This is a genomic window from Paenibacillus protaetiae (genome assembly GCF_004135365.1).
Classification (GTDB): Bacteria; Bacillota; Bacilli; order Paenibacillales; family Paenibacillaceae; genus Paenibacillus_AP; species Paenibacillus_AP protaetiae.
In genome coordinates this window covers 3,101,443-3,120,000 of the sequence record NZ_CP035492.1, presented here as the reverse complement: position 1 = coordinate 3,120,000, position 18,558 = coordinate 3,101,443, and the positions used below count along the sequence as shown (strand labels likewise).

Here is an 18,558-nt window from a genome sequence, read left to right as displayed (position 1 = left end):
CGCTCGTTGTCAGTTTTGAAAGAACAATTCGGGTTTGACCCGGTTGACACTTTCATAAGAAATCCGTTTGGTGGCGATGGCGGAGGGGAACCACACGTTCCCATACCGAACACGACCGTTAAGCCCTCCAGCGCCGATGGTACTTGGACCGCAGGGTCCTGGGAGAGTAGGACGTCGCCAAGCGGTATCGATTCACGACTTGGAACTGGTAACATTTACTTGTTGCATAGTGAAAAGAAGCGTGATAAGATACAATTCTGTGTTTGAGATATAACTTTAAAAGTTGTATCGAGAAACACATTGCACCTTGAAAACTGGATAGCGAAAGAAATGCAAAACATCCTTTAGCTGTAATAAATCGCGTTTTCTCCTTTGGAGAAACGCAAACGATGCACTTTTCCACTGGAAAAATGCAAGGTTAAGCTAATAAGAGCGCACGGAGGATGCCTAGGCACTAGGAGCCGAAGAAGGACGTGGCGAACAACGAAACTGCCTCGGGGAGCTGTAAGCAAGCTTTGATCCGGGGGTGTCCGAATGGGGAAACCCGGCTGTCGTAATGGGCAGTCACCACTGACTGAATACATAGGTCAGAGGGAGGCATACCAGGGGAACTGAAACATCTAAGTACCCTGAGGAAGAGAAAACAAAAGTGATTCCGTCAGTAGCGGCGAGCGAAAGCGGAACAGCCCAAACCAAGGAGCTTGCTTCTTGGGGTTGTAGGACGTCTCACATGGAGTTACAAAGGTGTTGGGTAGGCGAAGAGGTCTGGAAAGGCCCGCAAGATGAGGTAAAAGCCCTGTAACCGAAAGTCAGCACCCTCCGAGACGGATCCTGAGTACCGCGGGACACGAGGAACCCCGTGGGAATCCGGCAGGACCATCTGCCAAGGCTAAATACTCCCTAGTGACCGATAGTGAAGCAGTACCGTGAGGGAAAGGTGAAAAGCACCGCGGGAGCGGAGTGAAAAAGAACCTGAAACCGTGCGCTTACAAGAAGTCAGAGCCCGTGTGCGTCTTTTCCTTTGGAAAAACGCCGGGTGATGGCGTGCCTTTTGTAGAATGAACCGGCGAGTTACGATCCCATGCGAGGTTAAGCCGAAGAGGTGGAGCCGCAGCGAAAGCGAGTCTGAATAGGGCGAATGAGTATGTGGTCGTAGACCCGAAACCGTGTGATCTACCCCTGTCCAGGGTGAAGGTGCGGTAACACGCACTGGAGGCCCGAACTCACGAATGTTGAAAAATTCGGGGATGAGGTGGGGTAGCGGAGAAATTCCAATCGAACTCGGAGATAGCTGGTTCTCCCCGAAATAGCTTTAGGGCTAGCCTCGGTATAGAGTATCATGGAGGTAGAGCACTGATTGGATGCGGGGCCCGCCAAGGGTTACCAAGTCTAGTCAAACTCCGAATGCCATAGATATGTTTACCGGGAGTCAGACAGTGAGTGCTAAGATCCATTGTCAAAAGGGAAACAGCCCAGATCATCAGCTAAGGTCCCCAAGTGTGTGTTAAGTGGGAAAGGATGTGGAGTTGCAAAGACAACCAGGATGTTGGCTTAGAAGCAGCCATCATTTAAAGAGTGCGTAATAGCTCACTGGTCGAGTGACTCTGCGCCGAAAATGTAACGGGGCTAAACACACCACCGAAGCTATGGCTTACACTTTTAAGAAGTGTTAGGGGTAGGGGAGCGTTGTATATAGGTTGAAGTCAGACCGTAAGGACTGGTGGACAGTATACAAGTGAGAATGCCGGTATGAGTAACGAAAAGACAAGTGAGAATCTTGTCCGCCGAAAGCCTAAGGTTTCCTGAGGAAGGCTCGTCCGCTCAGGGTAAGTCGGGACCTAACGCGAGGCCGAAAGGCGTAGTGGAAGGACAACAGGTTGAAATTCCTGTACCACCGTAAACCGTTATGAGCAATGGGGTGACGCAGAAGGGTAGTGACGCGGACTGATGGAATAGTCCGTCCAAGCAGTGAGGCTGATGTGTAGGCAAATCCGCACATCGTAAGGCTAGGCTGTGATGGGGAGGGAAATTTAGAGTACCGAAGGTCATGATCTCCGGCTGCCGAGAAAAGCCTCTAGCCAGGTGAAGGTGCCCGTACCGCAAACCGACACAGGTAGGCGAGCAGAGCATGCTAAGGCGCGCGGAGTAACTCTCGTTAAGGAACTCGGCAAAATGACCCCGTAACTTCGGGAGAAGGGGTGCCTCGGTAGGGTGAATAGCCCGAGGGGGCCGCAGTGAAAAGGCCCAAGCGACTGTTTAGCAAAAACACAGGTCTGTGCGAAGCCGCAAGGCGAAGTATACGGGCTGACGCCTGCCCGGTGCTGGAAGGTTAAGGGGAGCGGTTAGGGAGTAATCCCGAAGCTGTGAACCGAAGCCCCAGTAAACGGCGGCCGTAACTATAACGGTCCTAAGGTAGCGAAATTCCTTGTCAGGTAAATTCTGACCCGCACGAATGGCGTAACGACTTGGGCGCTGTCTCAACGAGAGATCCGGTGAAATTTTAATACCTGTGAAGATGCAGGTTACCCGCGACAAGACGGAAAGACCCCATGGAGCTTTACTGCAGCTTGATATTGGACTTTGGTACGATCTGTACAGGATAGGTGGGAGCCTGGGAAGCATGAGCGCCAGCTTGTGTGGAGGCGACGTTGGGATACCACCCTGATCGTATCGGAGTTCTAACCCGCTACCGTGAATCCGGTAGGGGGACCGTGTCAGGCGGGCAGTTTGACTGGGGCGGTCGCCTCCTAAAAAGTAACGGAGGCGCCCAAAGGTTCCCTCAGAATGGTTGGAAATCATTCGGAGAGTGCAAAGGCATAAGGGAGCTTGACTGCGAGACCAACAAGTCGAGCAGGGACGAAAGTCGGGCTTAGTGATCCGGTGGTACCGCATGGAAGGGCCATCGCTCAACGGATAAAAGCTACCCTGGGGATAACAGGCTTATCTCCCCCAAGAGTCCACATCGACGGGGAGGTTTGGCACCTCGATGTCGGCTCATCGCATCCTGGGGCTGAAGTAGGTCCCAAGGGTTGGGCTGTTCGCCCATTAAAGCGGTACGCGAGCTGGGTTCAGAACGTCGTGAGACAGTTCGGTCCCTATCTGTCGTGGGCGTAGGAAATTTGAGAGGAGCTGTCCTTAGTACGAGAGGACCGGGATGGACGTACCGCTGGTGTACCAGTTGTTCCGCCAGGAGCACCGCTGGGTAGCTATGTACGGACGGGATAAGCGCTGAAAGCATCTAAGCGTGAAGCCCCCTCAAGATGAGATTTCCCAGTATGTAAGACCCCTTGTAGACGACGAGGTGGATAGGTTCGGGGTGGAAGCGCAGCAATGCGTGCAGCTGACGAATACTAATCGGTCGAGGGCTTATCCTAAATCAAGCTAAAGTACATTGCATCACCTTTCGCATCCAGTTTTCAAGGCGCAAAACCTTGAAGGTTTACGCTGTAAACCACGTTTGGTGGCGATGGCGGAGGGGAACCACGCGTTCCCATACCGAACACGACCGTTAAGCCCTCCAGCGCCGATGGTACTTGGACCGCAGGGTCCTGGGAGAGTAGGACGTCGCCAAGCACGAAGAACCTGTCACAGTCTTGTGGCAGGTTTTTTTTGTGTCCTTTTCTTGCTTGAAATCACTTTGCTAAGATTGTTCTACTTAAGTTTAATATAGATGCTTAACTTTAAAAGGAAGGAATACGCTTACCAAATATGTCATAATAAAAGAAATGACTGAAAGGGGTGCAGGTTTTTTATGGAGTATAGTATCCAGAAGTTGGGCAGCGAGACGTATGGAGAGCGGTCAAAACTTTCCCAATTTGCTTTTCAATATCGGCTCTCTGACGAACAATTGGAGAAACGCAGGCAGGCAGAAGCAGAATTGCCTAGCGATATATGGGGCGTTTATGTCAATGGTCAGCTTGCGGCGCAGTTAACGATTTTCCAATTACAGACGTACATAGGCGGCAAGCCATTTGATATGGGAGGCATTGCCGGTGTATCTACTTGGCCGGAGTACCGGAGGCAAGGCTTTGTCAATAAGCTGCTGCGAAAAGCGCTTCTGGAAATGCGCTCTGCAGGACAATCGGTTTCCATGCTGCATCCTTTTGCTTTTGCATTTTACCGGAAATTTGGCTGGGAAACTTATATCGAATACAAACAATATACGCTTAAAACCGATCAGCTGCCCCGCAGGTTTTCCTATAGCGGAAGGATTGAACGGATAGATGGACAAATTGATGTGCTAAGCCGCATCTATGATCGTTTTGCAGCTCAATATAACGGTACGTTAGTCCGTTCTGCTTCCTGGTGGCAGCAACGGGTGCTTAAAAAAGAGGAGCAGGCAGCGGTATATTATGACGCCGGCGGAGAGCCATGCGGATACATCCTGTATGGAGTCAAAGAGAAAAAGATGACAATTAGCGAGTGGGTTGCTTGTGATGAGGATGCTTACTCGGCTTTATGGTCGTATGTCGGGCAGCATGATTCGATGATCGACAGCGTGTCGGTTAATATGCCTGCCGATGATCTGCTTGCTTATCGCTTGGACAATCCGCGCATTCAGCAGGAGATTGTGCCTTATTTTATGGCGCGTATTGTGGATGCGGCAGCGTTTGTCGGGAAATATGCGTTTCAAGAAGGAGCAGGCGAAACGGTTATAACGCTTTCTTTGAAGGATGAGCATGCGCCTTGGAACAATGGGAGCTTTAAGCTGGTTATTGCTGAAAACGGCGCGGCGGAGTTTACCCCTGTCCTTGTGGAAACGCCGGAAACGACTCGGGCGCAGAAGCAAACGGATGCACCCGAGTGCACGATCGAAACAAATATTGGTACGCTGACGGCGCTGCTGCTCGGTTATCGTTCATGGGATGAGTTATGCCGTTTGGGGCGCATAACCGGAAGTGTAACCGACGGAAAAGCGCTTGAATTCGCTTCACGCATTCCGGCCGGCAAGACTTACCTTGCCGATTTCTTTTAGTAAATTTTAAAGCGTTTGCCCATACTACTAGCGTTAGACGGCTCTTCCAGCTTATGTATTCCGGTACATTTGAGCGGCTTCGTCGAGCCTTGACAGCCCTAGACCCCTCTGCTAATATTGCAATAATATACGTGAGAGGTATTAATTCAAGGGAGGAACATACTCGTGTGGGAAACGAAATTCGCTAAGGAAGGCCTTACATTCGACGACGTTTTGCTTATTCCTCGCAGATCCGATATTTTGCCGCGTGAAGTCGATGTATCGATCAGACTTAGCGAGAATGTAAAGCTGAACATTCCGTTAATTAGTGCAGGTATGGATACGGTCACGGAATCTGCTCTTGCCATTGCAATTGCCCGTGAAGGCGGTATCGGTATCATCCATAAAAACATGTCCGTAGCGCAGCAAGCCGAAGAAGTGGATCGGGTTAAGCGCTCGGAGAGCGGCGTTATTACAAATCCTTTCTCCTTGACTCCGGAGCATCATGTATATGATGCAGAAGAGCTGATGGGCAAATACCGGATTTCCGGCGTACCTATCGTGGATGATGCGGGTAAGCTTGTAGGCATTTTGACGAACCGCGACTTGCGCTTCGTACACGACTACTCCATTAAAATTAAAGAAGTGATGACGCAAACGGAGCTTGTGACAGCACCGGTTGGCACAACGCTTGAGCAAGCGGAAGTATTGCTTCAAAAACATAAGATCGAGAAGCTCCCTCTTGTTGATGAAAGCAATGTACTGAAAGGCCTCATCACGATCAAAGATATTGAAAAAGCGATTCAATTCCCGAATGCGGCAAAAGACAAGCAAGGACGTCTGCTTTGCGGCGCTGCAGTAGGAATTTCGAAAGATACGGAAGAAAGAACGGCTGCGCTTGTGCAAGCAGGCATCGATGTACTCGTTGTCGACTCTGCGCACGGCCATAGCCGCAACATTCTGGAAGCTGTCAAAAAGCTTCGCGCAACGTATCCGGATCTCGTCATTATTGCCGGAAACGTAGCCACCGGCGAAGGTACCCGCGCTTTGATCGAAGCCGGCGCTTCGGTTGTAAAAGTGGGCATCGGACCTGGTTCGATCTGCACGACCCGCGTAATCGCCGGTATCGGCGTACCGCAAATTACAGCCATTTATGACTGCGCATCTGTTGCTCGTGAATATAATGTTCCGATTATTGCCGACGGCGGCATCAAATACTCGGGCGATATTACGAAGGCTATCGCAGCCGGTGCCAGCGCTATTATGATCGGCAGCTTGTTCGCCGGCACAACGGAAAGCCCAGGCGAAACGGAAATTTTCCAAGGCCGCAGCTTCAAAGTATACCGCGGCATGGGCTCGCTTGCAGCAATGAAAGCAGGCAGCAAGGATCGTTACTTCCAAGAAAGCGAAAACCTCAGCAAGCTTGTTCCGGAAGGTATTGAAGGCCGTGTTCCTTACAAAGGGCCGCTTGCCGACACGGTTCATCAGCTGATTGGCGGCTTGCGTTCGGGCATGGGCTATTGCGGCACACGCACCATTACAGAACTCAACAACGATACGCAGTTTATTCGTATCACAGGTGCAGGCTTGCGCGAAAGCCATCCGCATGATGTTCAAATTACGAAGGAAGCGCCTAACTACTCCTTGTAATGGCAATACGATAAGAGAATAAGACACGCCCTTTGCCGGGCGTGTTTTTTTATTTTGCGGCAGCTGTAACGTTCACAGAATGATATAAAGGTAAATTTTACGAAAATACATAAATTAGCTTACTAATATTACCATTTATAGTCTTTTCTAATCCATTGTTGAAAGGTTTAATTTGTACCTTCCGATATGATACAATAGCTACGAAAAACTCATGGGAGAAAAGGGGAGACTGCGTTGAAAGCAATGGTTAGACCGAAGCGCTTGGGAGCGATTGTGGCAGCGTTTATGGCAGTTTGGATGGTAGTGCTCTCGCTCGGTTCGAACGCAGCGCATGCAGCGGGTACGCCAGGCGGGGAATGGACGGAAAATTCACTTGGATTAAATGTGACCTCGGCGATATTGATTGCTGCGGACACGGGACAAGTTATTTATGAGGTGAATGCCGACGCGCCGCGTTCTCCGGCCAGCATGACGAAATTGATGACGGAATATATCGTCTTGGACCAAATCGCGAGCGGAAAGCTGTCTTGGGATACGATGGTTACCGTTTCGAAAGAAGCCGCTTCGACACCGGCAGACGGTTCGCAAATTTATTTGGCTGAAGGCGATCAGCATACAGTAAAACAGCTATATATTGCAATGGCGGTAGGATCGGCTAACGATGCAACGGTAGCTTTGGCTGACCAAATCGCTGGAACGGAAGCGAAATTTGTCGACTTGATGAATGAGACGGCGCAAAAGCTTGGCTTGAAAACGGCTCATTACACGAGCGCCACCGGCCTTGCGGAATCGACGGTTATTTCCGCGCGGGATATGGCTTCTTTAGCTCGTACGATTTTGACTACGCATAAAGAATTTCTCGATTATTCGACCATTCAATCGTATAAATTCCGCGAACGCGACAAACAGCCTATGATCAATAATAACTGGATGCTCGCATCCAATGCGTCGATCACAAACTTCAAACAATATGCCTATCCGGGTGTAGACGGCATGAAAACCGGCTATACTTCAGCAGCAGGGTACACGTTTACGGGTACTGTAATGCGTGACGGCGTACGCTATATTAGTGTTGTCATGAATGCGGACTCGAAAGGCTCGCGTTTCACCGAAACGGCCAAGCTGTATGATTATGTATTCAGCAACATTGAGAAAAAAGTGGCTGTACCTGCAAAAACGGTAGTTGAAACAACGGAAAAGATCAAAATTAAGAAAGGCAAGAAAACGACAGTTCCGGTTGTAACCGATGCTGATGTTTCATTTTATGTTAAAAAAGGCACTGAGCCTAAAATCGAACTGTCCGGAACCACAGTGGCAACCGATGGACAGCTTGTCGCTCCAATTCAAGCCGGCCAAAAAATCGGTACTGCAACGTATAAATATACGGACGATCAAGGAAAGTCGATTGAGCAAACCGTTAATCTGGTTGCTTCCGAGCAGGTAGACAAAGCTTCCTGGATTCGGCTCCTGTTCCGCGGCATTAAAGACTTTTTTGTCGATTTGTTTGACGGCATCGTCAATTTGTTCTAATCCGTTGTAGAATAAGCCAAGAAGGCTTGTCGGAATTTCGGCATTCCTGTAATATTAATGGTTAGAATATAAGCGGTATTTCTCGGATATTCAGGCTAATTTATAGGGGGATTTGGATAAAATGGAAACAGGAACAACTCGCGTAAAACGCGGCATGGCTGAAATGCAAAAAGGCGGCGTTATTATGGACGTTATGAACGCCGAGCAGGCTAAAATTGCGGAAGCGGCTGGCGCAACGGCTGTTATGGCGCTGGAACGCGTCCCTTCCGACATTCGTGCAGCAGGCGGCGTTGCCCGTATGGCTGACCCGACCATTGTCGAAGAAGTAATGAAAGTCGTGTCGATTCCGGTTATGGCGAAAGCCCGTATCGGCCATTATGTAGAAGCGAAAGTGCTGGAAGCGCTTGGCGTCGACTATTTGGACGAAAGCGAAGTATTGACGCCTGCGGACGATGTGTTCCACATTAGCAAAAACGAGTTTACTGTTCCATTCGTATGCGGCGCTAAAGATTTGGGCGAAGCGCTCCGCCGCATTCAAGAAGGCGCAGCGATGATCCGTACGAAAGGCGAGCCTGGAACAGGCAACATCGTCGAGGCGGTTCGTCATATGCGTCTGATCAACTCTCAAATCCGCAAAGTTCAAAGCATGTCGAAGGACGAGCTCTTTAATGAAGCCAAAGTGCTTGGCGTTCCTTATGAGCTTCTGCTTGGCGTACACGAAAACGGCAAGCTGCCGGTTGTTAACTTTGCAGCAGGCGGCGTAGCAACCCCGGCTGACGCAGCCCTTATGATGCATCTGGGCGCTGACGGCGTATTTGTAGGTTCCGGCATTTTCAAATCGGACAACCCGGAGAAATTCGCCCGTGCGATCGTTGAAGCAACAACGCATTACACCGACTATAAGCTGATTGCCGAAGTTTCGAAAAACCTCGGTACAGCTATGAAAGGCATCGAAATTTCCAAGCTGCACTCGTCCGAGCGTATGCAGGATCGCGGGATTTAAGAAGCGGCTGCTTCAGAAAGGCGTGTTACAGCGATGAAAATAGGCGTATTGGCGCTGCAAGGCGCTGTTGCAGAGCATATTCGAAGCTTGGAGGCGGCGGGCGCGGAAGCGGTCGCCGTCAAGCAAGTGGAGCAATTAGACGAGCTTGACGGCCTTGTGCTTCCCGGAGGGGAAAGCACAACGATCGGCAAGCTGATGCGGAAATATAACTTTATCGAAGCGATCCAATCTTTCTCCAAGCGGGGAAAGCCGGTATTCGGCACTTGCGCAGGGCTTATCCTGCTGGCTGACCGTATTGAAGGCCAGGAAGAGGCGCATCTGCATTTGATGGACATGACCGTTGCCCGCAATGCATTTGGCCGCCAGCGCGAAAGCTTCGAAACCGATCTGGACGTCAAAGGGATCGACGAACCGGTTCGCGGCGTATTTATCCGCGCTCCGCTTATTAAAGAAGTAGGGGAAAGCGTCGATGTGCTCTCCACCTACAAGGGCGAAATCGTAACGGCACGGCAGGGCCATCTGCTGGCGGCCTCGTTCCATCCGGAACTGACCGACGATTACAGCCTGCATGCTTATTTTGTTAAAATGGCGGCGGAAGCTGCAGGGAATAACTAAGTTATTATTTTCCCTTCAGAGAGGGGCTTATCGACTGTGCTTGATGTTAAATTGTTAAGAAATGATTTTGCAAAGGTGGAGCAGGCTCTCCGCAACCGCGGAAAGTCGCTTGACCTGATCGCTGATTTCCCGGCTTTGGACAGCAAGAGACGTGACCTGATTCAAGAGACGGAACATTTGAAGAACCGCCGCAATACCGTTTCGCAGGAAGTGGCGAAGCTGAAAAAATCAGGCGGCGACGCGGAATCGCTTATTGTGGAGATGAGAGAAGTCGGCGACCGGATTAAAGAGCTGGACGACCAGCTCCGCGAGCTGGATACGCAAGTGGTTGATCTGACGATCGCGATTCCGAATATCCCGCATGAAAGCGTGCCGGTTGGCGCATCCGAAGAAGAAAACGTGGAAATTCGCCGCGTTGGCGAAGTGCCGTCGTTTGATTTTGAGCCAAAGGCGCATTTTGAAATTGCGCAGGATAACGAAATTTTAGATTTTGAACGGGCGGCCAAAGTAACAGGTTCACGGTTTGTGTTTTACCGCGGTCTGGGGGCACGCCTCGAACGTGCGCTGATCAGCTTTATGATGGATCTGCACAGCGACCAGCATGGTTATGAAGAAGTGCTGCCTCCTTATATCGTAAATCGTGACAGCCTGATCGGAACCGGCCAGCTGCCGAAATTCGAAGAGGATTTGTTCAAGCTGACCGAATCTGACTACTATTTGATTCCGACGGCAGAAGTGCCGGTAACGAACCTGCATCGCGAGGAAATATTGACAGCTGAGGAGCTGCCGAAATATTTTGTAGCATACAGCGCTTGTTTCCGTTCCGAAGCGGGAGCAGCGGGCCGTGATACCCGTGGTTTGATCCGCCAGCATCAATTCAATAAGGTTGAACTGATCAAGCTGGCTAAACCGGAGGATTCGTACGAAGAGCTGGAGAAGATGACGGCCAATGCAGAACGTGTGCTGCAGCTGCTGGGCCTGCCTTACCGGGTGCTGGCATTGTGCACGGGCGATATGGGCTTCTCGGCGGCAAAGACCTACGATCTGGAAGTATGGCTGCCAAGCGCCGGCACGTACCGTGAAATCTCGTCCTGCTCCAATGTCGAGGACTTCCAAGCGCGCCGCGCAAACATCCGTTTCCGCCGCGATGCGAAAAGCAAACCGGAATTTGTACATACGCTGAACGGTTCCGGGCTTGCGGTTGGGCGTACCGTTGCCGCTATTCTGGAGAACTATCAGCAGGCGGACGGAACGGTAACCATTCCGGAAGTGCTTCGTCCATACATGGGCGGCATTGCCCAAATTGGTCCCCGCAAGTAACACATGAACGGATTGCACCATAGGCTGAAAAAAGAAGTTGCTTCTTGATTTTGGCCTATGGTACAATCATGTTTGTTACGAATTGAACCTTTTTCCTTGGAGAGATACCGAAGCGGTCATAACGGGGCGGTCTTGAAAACCGTTAGGGTGCAAGCCCACGTGGGTTCGAATCCCACTCTCTCCGCCATACATACCTTAAAGAACAGAAGCATTGCTCGCATTAGGCGAATTCCTGTAATTAATGGAATAATCGTCACTGATGCCAGCAGATGCTTTTTTTGTTGCCTGTCGCACCGCATAAATGATCTTCACCTATCGCACATTAAAGGTGTGGAGGTGCTATCTATGGGCAAAAGCGACGAATTACGCACAGATCCGCAGCAGCTTGCCGAAGCTTGGCAGCATACATTGCCGGATTGGATCAACGAGGCGGACTCCTGCACGGTCGTGGCGGATGAATCCGACAATAACGCCATTCGCGTGACCGTACATGCAGCTGGCCACCAGATGTATTCTTTTGATTTTAAAGTGACATATGTGGACAGCCGCGAGGTGAAAGCAGAGCTTGTGGATGTGGAGAAGGACGGCGTCCATGTGGATGAACGGACTGACATTATCCAGGAGCTGATTGCCGATTACACCCGTCATCTGCATGAATGCGCACAGGCGCTTCATCAGCTGACGCATGTGTAACAGAAGGGTGGGTCAACGATGACAAAAGCGAAAGGCACCGCCGACAAAAATTTGTCCAATGTGGTCCAGCATTTAGATATTGAACCGGTTAATTCGCATCAAGCCCAGCAAATCAACCAGGATGCTGCGGACCGCCGCAATCAGGCTGCGATGAATCATGACCAGCCAAGCGATCTTAGCCATCCGCGCAGTTAATAAGGAGGTGCCGTCATGGGCAAGCCAAAAAGCGTACCGGTGCCTGATCCGGAGCAAGACCGGAAAAGCCGCGGGCGCAGCGGCAGCCAGCCGCAGGAGCCGTTGTCCGGCTCCAAAAAAACGAAGCAGCATAACCATGTCAGCCATCATAATCCGGAAGGTTAAGCGAAAAGGAGAGGTTCCCTCTCCTTTTTTTGATACCAAAATAACGATTCATGGCGGTCGTCTTCATTTCGGGCGGTATTTCCTATAAAATGATAAGTATTACGGCCGCGCGGGTGATGGGCGTGCTCCGGGCTTAGGAGGATACTGTACATGAATAATAAGCGACTGTTCGTTGGCCTGGCGTCGGCAGCTCTTCTGGTGCTTTCCGGCTGCAAGGACAGCGGCTCAGCCAAGGATGCGCTCCAAAAGGCAATGGAACATACCTATAGCGCCGCTTCCTATTCGATGCAAGCGGACTTAACGGTCAATCAGCTGGCACTGCCGGAGCAGCAATCGGCTCAGGCCTCTGCCATTGCAAGCTTGCTCAAAGGCGGCAGTATACATATGGATGCCCAATATGAACAAGAGCCAAAGCGGACCGATATGAACGTGGAGGTTGAGCTTGCCGCAGGGGTCAAGCTTCAATTACCGGTGATAATGACGGAGGACAAGCTGTATGTGAAGCTGCCGTCCATTCCGCTGCTGCCGCTTCCGGGCACCGTGACGGGCAAATACATCGAAATGGATTATGCAGCAGGAGCGGATGCTGCTTCCGGAGCATCCATGAACCCGGCTGTTACACAGGCTTTGGTGCAGGATGCCAGCCGGCTGCTGGTGAAGGATATGGACGCCAAAAGCTTTTTTAAAAACGTGGATATGAAAGACGCTTCCTTGCCGGACGGCGTCAAAGCCGATCAAGTGGTGCAGTTCCGTATAACGCCGGACAATCAGGCGGAGGCCGTAGAGGCGGTATCGGACAAACTGCTGCCGGATTTGGCGGCTTTGCTGATGAAGCATGACGAGTACCGCGAGGCGCTTCATATCGACAAGAACAAGCTGGAGCAGTGGAAAAACAGTCTGGCCGCAGATCCTAAAGGAGCGGCAGGCAAGCTGAACAAGCGGCTGCATATTGAGGAACTATCGGTTACAACGGCAATTTATAAGGATGATTTGGCTTATCAGTCCGTAATAATCAATGTCCAGCTGGTGAACCCGAAAACAAACGATACATTCAAGCTGGATACGCAGCTGGACTTGAGCTACAGCGGCATCAATGAAAAGAAGCCGTTTAAAGAAGCGCTGCCTTCCGATACGATCAAGGCTGATCAGCTCGAGCAGCTGCTGAAGGCGCCTGCGGGCTTATAACTTAAGGTAAGTAGCCTTCAATTGCAGCAGCTGGCAGCTGTGAAAAAAACAAAAGAACCTTCACCCGCTAACCAAGCGGGACCGAAGGTTCTTTGTTTTTCGGCAGCAGAGCGCCGGCTGGACGTGAAGCGGTTCCGGTACCCGGAGCCGGCTGCAGCGCCGCAGGCTGCTACCGGCTTGCAAAAGCTTTGCGGGCGGCAATGCCGACTGCAATCGCACAAAACGTGAGCGCCGCCGAGATGAGGTATACCGATTGGATGCCAAAGCGGTCGGCGATCCATCCGAGCAGCAGCAGCGATACCATGCTGAAAAAATTAATAATCGTATTTTGCGCGGAAAGCACTTGAGGCAGAGCCGAAGCTTGCGTGCTTTGCTGAATCAGCGTCTGCCGCGGAATAATGGACAGCTCGGCAACCGGTCCCATGACGATGACCAGAACAAGTGCGGCGGCAGGCCAATGATTTAGCGCATAGGCGGCTGTCAGCGCGCCGTACCCGGCCATCCCCGCCAGCATAGAAGCAAACAGCCGTTTTTGCAGCTTTTTCACCCATGCAAGCACGGCCATGCTGCCCAAAATCGACCCCGCAAAATAAGCCGCATTAATATAACCCCACCATTCCTCCCCTTGCTTCAGCACATCTTGAACAAGAGCAAGCGTAAAGGCGCCGACCCATACTGAAGCGCCAAGCGTATCGACAATGTCGATAAACGCCAGCGTCCGCAGCCGGGCGGAAACGGCAATCGTACGAAAACCGTCGCGCAGCAGCGACAGTTTGGGCGGGGAATCGGACGGTTCGCTTGCCGCATCCTTACCTTCTGAAGCCGCGCCCATAGCCGCAAGCGCCTCTTGCAGATCGGCGCTTTCAGCAGGAAGCGGGCTAGCCCCGCCTGCAGCAGCCCGTATCGGACTGCTCACCTCCTGTGCCTCCGCCGCAGCTGGCTGCTGCAGCCCCTCCTGTATGCCCGCCGCTGCTGGAGCATCCCCGCTGCGGGCGCCCGTAACGCTTGTGCGCGGGCGAAGCAGATAATGGCCCTGTGGTTCCAGCGGGTCATACACCAGCGATGTAAAAGCAAAGGAAGCGGTGTACAAGACGGCTGCAATTAGCAGTGTCAATTGCGAGCCGAGGAAGGAGACGATTACGCCGCTCAGTCCCCACCCTGCGAACTGTACAATCCGGTCGCTTAACGTCATGATCGTATTGGCTTTCAGCAGATGGCTGCCCGAAGCGATGCGCGGAACGAGCGCATTGCGGGCCGGCGTCGTCCAGCCGTCCAGGAAGGACATGGCGAGTACGATCGCAAGCACAAGAGCAAGCAGCGGATGCTGCGGCGTGTAATGCAAATAAGCTGCCAGCGCCGCATACAGCAGCAGCTGGGCGCCTTGCGAGACGAACAGCAAAAAAGGCAGCTGGAAGCGGACAAGCAAAAGCGGCGCCAGAAAGCTGCTGATCATTTGCGCCCCCATCCGGATCAGCGGAATTAGCACAGCTGACAACAGAGATGAAGTTTCATGCAGCACCAGCACGGTTAACGCCATGATATACATAATATCAGCCGCATTGGCAATCGTCTGGGTTATTAGCAAGCTGTAAAAGGAACGTTTATGCATAAAGAATCACCGCCTGAAGAGTAGGCTTTTATTATACCCTTCTCAGCCGTTTTCTGTAATGAAGTTTGGCATGGAATTGTAACTGCCCGGGATAAAAAAGAAGCCCCTCAGCTTCCTGTAGAAGCGAAAGGGCGGAATAGCCGATTAATTCGGTTGCAAATAACGCTCCTGAATAATGCGCATATGGTGCAGCTCATGGCCAGCAATAATATAAGCAAGCGCCCGTGCAGAAGTATCGGACTGGTTGGCGTTCCCGATACGCGCCAAAAAGCGGGCCGGCAGCCGCTTCAGCAGTGCAAGCGTAGCGCGGCGAACCGTTATATATTCCTCCAGCAGCTCCTGCGGCGTACAATGGGCATACGGATCCTGGCTCATATAATCGTCCTGGTCATAGCCGGGCAAAGATTTTTGTTCCCCGTATGCGATGCACATCATCCGGTAAGCCATAATCCGTTCATTATCAATGATATGGCCGATCACTTCTTTAAGCGTCCATTTGTCCGGAGCATACCGGTATGTCCAGTCCTTTTCGCTTACGCTGGTAAGCAGCTGCTTCATCTGATCGATTTGCAGCTCCAGCTGAACCAGTACATCCTGTCCCTTCAGCAAGCTGATGTAGCGATCGTAATAAGGATTAAACTCTTCCTTTTGCGGGTAATCGATCATTTGAAACGGCCTCCCTTTGATGGATATTTTATCTATATTCGACGAAAGGAAGCCTGATCTCCTGCTTGCCCGGGTTAAAATAATACGATGCCGGCGACTGCGGAAGCGGCCAGTACCGTCAGCGGGTGCATTTTATATTGGACAAGCGCATAAAAACAGCCCGCCGTAATGGCCAGCACCGCAATGGTGGACCAGCTGAACCATGTATGGTCTTGAGCTCCGGTCATGCCGAAATGGATAGCGGCATAGGCTATCAGTCCGGTTATGACGGGGCGCAAGCCGTAGATGGACGACTTAAACCAGCGGTTGTCGTGAATCCGGTATACAAAAGCGGCCGCAGCCGTAATAACCATAATCGACGGCAAAATCATGCCTAATGTAGCGAGTGCTGCCCCGGGATACCGGCGATATGATAGCCGGTCAGCGTCGCGCTGTTCGTAGCGATCGAGCCCGGCGCCATGCTGGCGACGGAGACGATTTGCTGAAAGTCGCTGTCGCTCATCCAGTGGTGGGAGGCGGATTCATGCGATATCATCGTAATGACGGAATATCCCCGCCGAATGACAATAAGCCAACTTTTAAAAATACGATAAAAAGTTCGAGAAGCACGGGAGCTCCTCCTTTCTGCCGAAAATACCGTTAAATGTAATATTCCGGATACTTGATTTCATCTTGGACAGAAGGCCGGGCAGCCTTGTCGAACTGGATACGGAGCCCGATCATCCGTTTCAGCTGAATCCATACGATGCCGATAAATAAACCAACCATAATGATGGAGACAGGTGTGACAGAGGTGAGCAGCAGAACGGCAATCGTACTTGCAGCAATGACAATCGTTGTGAGGTCAAACAGCGCCGATTTGGCCATCCGATAGGCGGCCAGCGCAATCAGGGCGATAATAGCGCCTTGCATTCCTTTTAGAGCGGCTTGCACCTTCGGATTATCGTGAAAGCTGGTGAACAGCAGACTTAACATAAACACAATGGCAAACGAGGGCAATGCGATGCCTGCAACGGCAGCCGCAGCTCCGGCGATACCGGCTTGCCGGAAGCCGATCAGAGCGGCAGCGTTAACGCCTACGCCGCCCGGCGCAGAGCCGGCGAGCGACAGCAGCTCGTTCATGTCCTCCGGGCTGATCCATTTTTTGTTGTGAACGGCTTCTTGCTCGATTAGCGGAATCATAGCGTAGCCGCCGCCAAATGTCGCCGGGCCGATCCGGCAGAAGGTCCAAAATAAAGGCCAAAGCATCGCTGCTTTGCCCGAAGCGGAATGTTGCACGATGTAGCTCTCCTTTAAGATGACTGAACTCCTTTTATTATAGCACCTTTTGTTCAAAATGGTATTAAGACGTCCGCTGATCAGGCGAAACTCCTATATTTTCTAAGTCTGTCATAATTAATTGCGTTAAAATCCGACTATTTCGGATGAAGATACTATGAGTATGCTGCATACTTAAATCCAATATGAAATAAAGTGAGAAGAGAAAGAAGCGGATGTGCGCGGATAGCGGCAGTTGAGCTATAATAAATGGAAGTGAATTTATTGCCTAATAAGGAGTTTTCGTACAGGTGGCTACGAACTATATTCCATCATCTAAAAAATTGATTTACAGCCGCGTCGCTGAGCTGAATCAGGTGTCGAAGGCTGAGCTGCTGGAGGAGTTTTCGCTTACAAGCAGTACGATGACCCGCTTGCTTGATGAAATGATGGCAGAAGGACTGCTTAAAGTGTCCGGCTATGGAGAGTCAAAAGGCGGCCGCAAGCCGATACTGTATGAAGTTAATCAAGGGTACGGCTATATTTTCGGGCTTGATATATCCCGGGTTGTTTCCAGCCTCGGCTTATTCGATATGCAGATGAACGCCCGCTCTATCGTCCACTGGCGAATGGATGAAGGGATGACGCCGGAGCAATTCGTTACGCACGCGGCAAATTATATGAAGTCGTTCCAGAACGATTTGCAAATTCGGCCGGAGCAAATCATCGGCATTGGCATTGGCGCAGTTGGCCCGATCGACCGGGAGCAGGGCGTCATCGTCAATCCGCTTCATTTTGCCGCGCCGGGGTGGACGAATGTGCCGATCTGCCAAATGCTGCAGGAGAAGACAGGCTTCCGCACGATGCTCGAGAACGGCGCGAATACGGCGCTGCTCGGCGAGCAGTGGGCGCACCGTTATGCGGGCATGCAGCATATGCTGTATGTCCATGCCGGAGCGGGCATCCGTTCCGCGATGATGTCAGGCGGTCAGCTTGTTCACGGCACGAACGACATGGAGGGAGCAGTCGGCCAAATGATTATACAGGCCGGGGGCGACCGGCTCGGCGAGTACGGCAATTATGGCGCGCTGGAGACTTATGTATCCGTAGAGTCGATTTTGCGCAAAGCGGTTATGCAGGCGAAGCTGGGAAGGTCGGATCTCGCTGAGCGGTATAACGTTCCGCCGGATGCCATCAGCTATGATGTGCTGCTGAAAGCATTGGCGGGGGAGGACCCGTTTGTGAAAGAGCTGTTTACAGAATCGGCGGCTTATTTTGGTATTGGGCTGGCGAATCTGATCAACATTTTTCATCCGGAGAAAATTATTTTGGGCGGCGCATTAGTGAATTCGCATGAGCTGTTTTACCAAACGGCGGTCGAGGTAGCCCGCAAAAACACATATTATTATCCGCAATACGAGCCTTCCTTTACCAAAGGCGAGCTGAGGGAGGATGCCGTCGCCACAGGCGCGGCCATTATGGTTCGGCAGGCGTTGGAGCTGTAGAAGCGGGACCATATGCCGTATGATATGCCAAAGGGTAATCAGCGGCTTGAAGCCGGCGGACGGAAGGCTCGCGGGGGCAGCGGGATCGGTATACGATCGGCTGCCCTATGGCCGCTTCTCCCAGTATCATTATAGGATGTAACTATCAATGAAATAGTATTTATATATTGGAACAATGACGTTGCTGCCTTTAAACTAAGGGGAATCCCAG

General features: G+C 51.5%; 14 protein-coding genes, 1 tRNA gene, 3 rRNA genes and 1 pseudogene. 15 read left to right on the top strand and 4 right to left on the bottom strand.

The features are described 5' to 3' along the window. The first annotated feature begins 66 nt into the window (after nucleotides 1–66). From rrf (ET464_RS14425) to ET464_RS14365, 14 genes are all read left to right on the top strand, one after another. Nucleotides 67–183 (top strand): 5S ribosomal RNA (gene rrf, locus ET464_RS14425). 233 nt (nucleotides 184–416) lie between these two features. Beyond that, a 23S ribosomal RNA gene (locus ET464_RS14420) occupies nucleotides 417–3,374 on the top strand. 82 nt (nucleotides 3,375–3,456) lie between these two features. Continuing rightward, a 5S ribosomal RNA gene (gene rrf, locus ET464_RS14415) occupies nucleotides 3,457–3,573 on the top strand. Nucleotides 3,574–3,751: 178 nt separating this feature from the next. After that, nucleotides 3,752–4,975 (top strand): GNAT family N-acetyltransferase, encoded by a 1,224-nt coding sequence (locus tag ET464_RS14410; protein ID WP_129442020.1) that lies wholly within the window; start codon nucleotides 3,752–3,754, stop codon nucleotides 4,973–4,975. A 165-nt stretch (nucleotides 4,976–5,140) separates the two neighbouring features. Further along, nucleotides 5,141–6,604 carry an IMP dehydrogenase gene (gene guaB, locus ET464_RS14405; protein WP_129442018.1) on the top strand — a complete coding sequence of 488 codons (1,464 nt, stop codon included), beginning with the start codon at nucleotides 5,141–5,143 and terminating at the stop codon, nucleotides 6,602–6,604. A 243-nt stretch (nucleotides 6,605–6,847) separates the two neighbouring features. Beyond that, entirely contained in the window at nucleotides 6,848–8,134 is a 1,287-nt protein-coding gene (locus ET464_RS14400; protein WP_129444424.1) for a D-alanyl-D-alanine carboxypeptidase family protein, read from the top strand. Between the two features lie 121 nt (nucleotides 8,135–8,255). Beyond that, nucleotides 8,256–9,137, top strand: coding sequence for a pyridoxal 5'-phosphate synthase lyase subunit PdxS (gene pdxS / locus ET464_RS14395; protein ID WP_129442016.1), 882 nt, complete (start codon nucleotides 8,256–8,258; stop codon nucleotides 9,135–9,137). A gap of 33 nt (nucleotides 9,138–9,170) precedes the next feature. Further along, nucleotides 9,171–9,752 carry a pyridoxal 5'-phosphate synthase glutaminase subunit PdxT gene (pdxT, locus tag ET464_RS14390; protein ID WP_129442014.1) on the top strand — a complete coding sequence of 194 codons (582 nt, stop codon included), beginning with the start codon at nucleotides 9,171–9,173 and terminating at the stop codon, nucleotides 9,750–9,752. 36 nt (nucleotides 9,753–9,788) lie between these two features. Next, entirely contained in the window at nucleotides 9,789–11,072 is a 1,284-nt protein-coding gene (gene serS / locus ET464_RS14385) for a serine--tRNA ligase (protein WP_129442011.1), read from the top strand. Nucleotides 11,073–11,170: 98 nt separating this feature from the next. Then, nucleotides 11,171–11,259, top strand: a tRNA-Ser gene (locus tag ET464_RS14380). A gap of 158 nt (nucleotides 11,260–11,417) precedes the next feature. Beyond that, complete coding sequence (locus ET464_RS14375) at nucleotides 11,418–11,765, top strand: hypothetical protein (RefSeq protein WP_129442009.1); 348 nt, start codon at nucleotides 11,418–11,420, stop codon at nucleotides 11,763–11,765. Between the two features lie 18 nt (nucleotides 11,766–11,783). Further along, nucleotides 11,784–11,960: a hypothetical protein gene (locus tag ET464_RS19870; protein ID WP_165280011.1), complete on the top strand. Its 177-nt coding sequence runs from the start codon at nucleotides 11,784–11,786 to the stop codon at nucleotides 11,958–11,960. Between the two features lie 15 nt (nucleotides 11,961–11,975). Then, entirely contained in the window at nucleotides 11,976–12,125 is a 150-nt protein-coding gene (locus tag ET464_RS14370; RefSeq protein ID WP_129442007.1) for a small acid-soluble spore protein P, read from the top strand. Between the two features lie 150 nt (nucleotides 12,126–12,275). Further along, nucleotides 12,276–13,310 carry a hypothetical protein gene (locus ET464_RS14365; protein ID WP_129442005.1) on the top strand — a complete coding sequence of 345 codons (1,035 nt, stop codon included), beginning with the start codon at nucleotides 12,276–12,278 and terminating at the stop codon, nucleotides 13,308–13,310. Nucleotides 13,311–13,479: 169 nt separating this feature from the next. Here the strand turns inward: ET464_RS14365 and ET464_RS14360 are convergent, their stop codons facing one another. The 4 genes and pseudogenes from ET464_RS14360 to ET464_RS14345 form a co-directional block, all read right to left on the bottom strand. After that, entirely contained in the window at nucleotides 13,480–14,919 is a 1,440-nt protein-coding gene (locus ET464_RS14360; protein WP_129442003.1) for an MFS transporter, read from the bottom strand. A gap of 144 nt (nucleotides 14,920–15,063) precedes the next feature. Further along, nucleotides 15,064–15,585 (bottom strand): DinB family protein, encoded by a 522-nt coding sequence (locus ET464_RS14355; RefSeq protein ID WP_129442001.1) that lies wholly within the window; start codon nucleotides 15,583–15,585, stop codon nucleotides 15,064–15,066. Between the two features lie 74 nt (nucleotides 15,586–15,659). After that, nucleotides 15,660–16,120: pseudogene (locus ET464_RS14350) on the bottom strand (chromate transporter). Nucleotides 16,121–16,224: 104 nt separating this feature from the next. Continuing rightward, nucleotides 16,225–16,863 (bottom strand): chromate transporter, encoded by a 639-nt coding sequence (locus tag ET464_RS14345; RefSeq protein ID WP_244226545.1) that lies wholly within the window; start codon nucleotides 16,861–16,863, stop codon nucleotides 16,225–16,227. Between the two features lie 290 nt (nucleotides 16,864–17,153). On the opposite strand from ET464_RS14345, the gene ET464_RS14340 reads away from it, so the two are divergent. Further along, nucleotides 17,154–18,347, top strand: a complete 1,194-nt coding sequence (locus tag ET464_RS14340; protein ID WP_129441999.1) for an ROK family protein — start codon at nucleotides 17,154–17,156, stop codon at nucleotides 18,345–18,347. Nucleotides 18,348–18,558 lie beyond the last annotated feature (211 nt).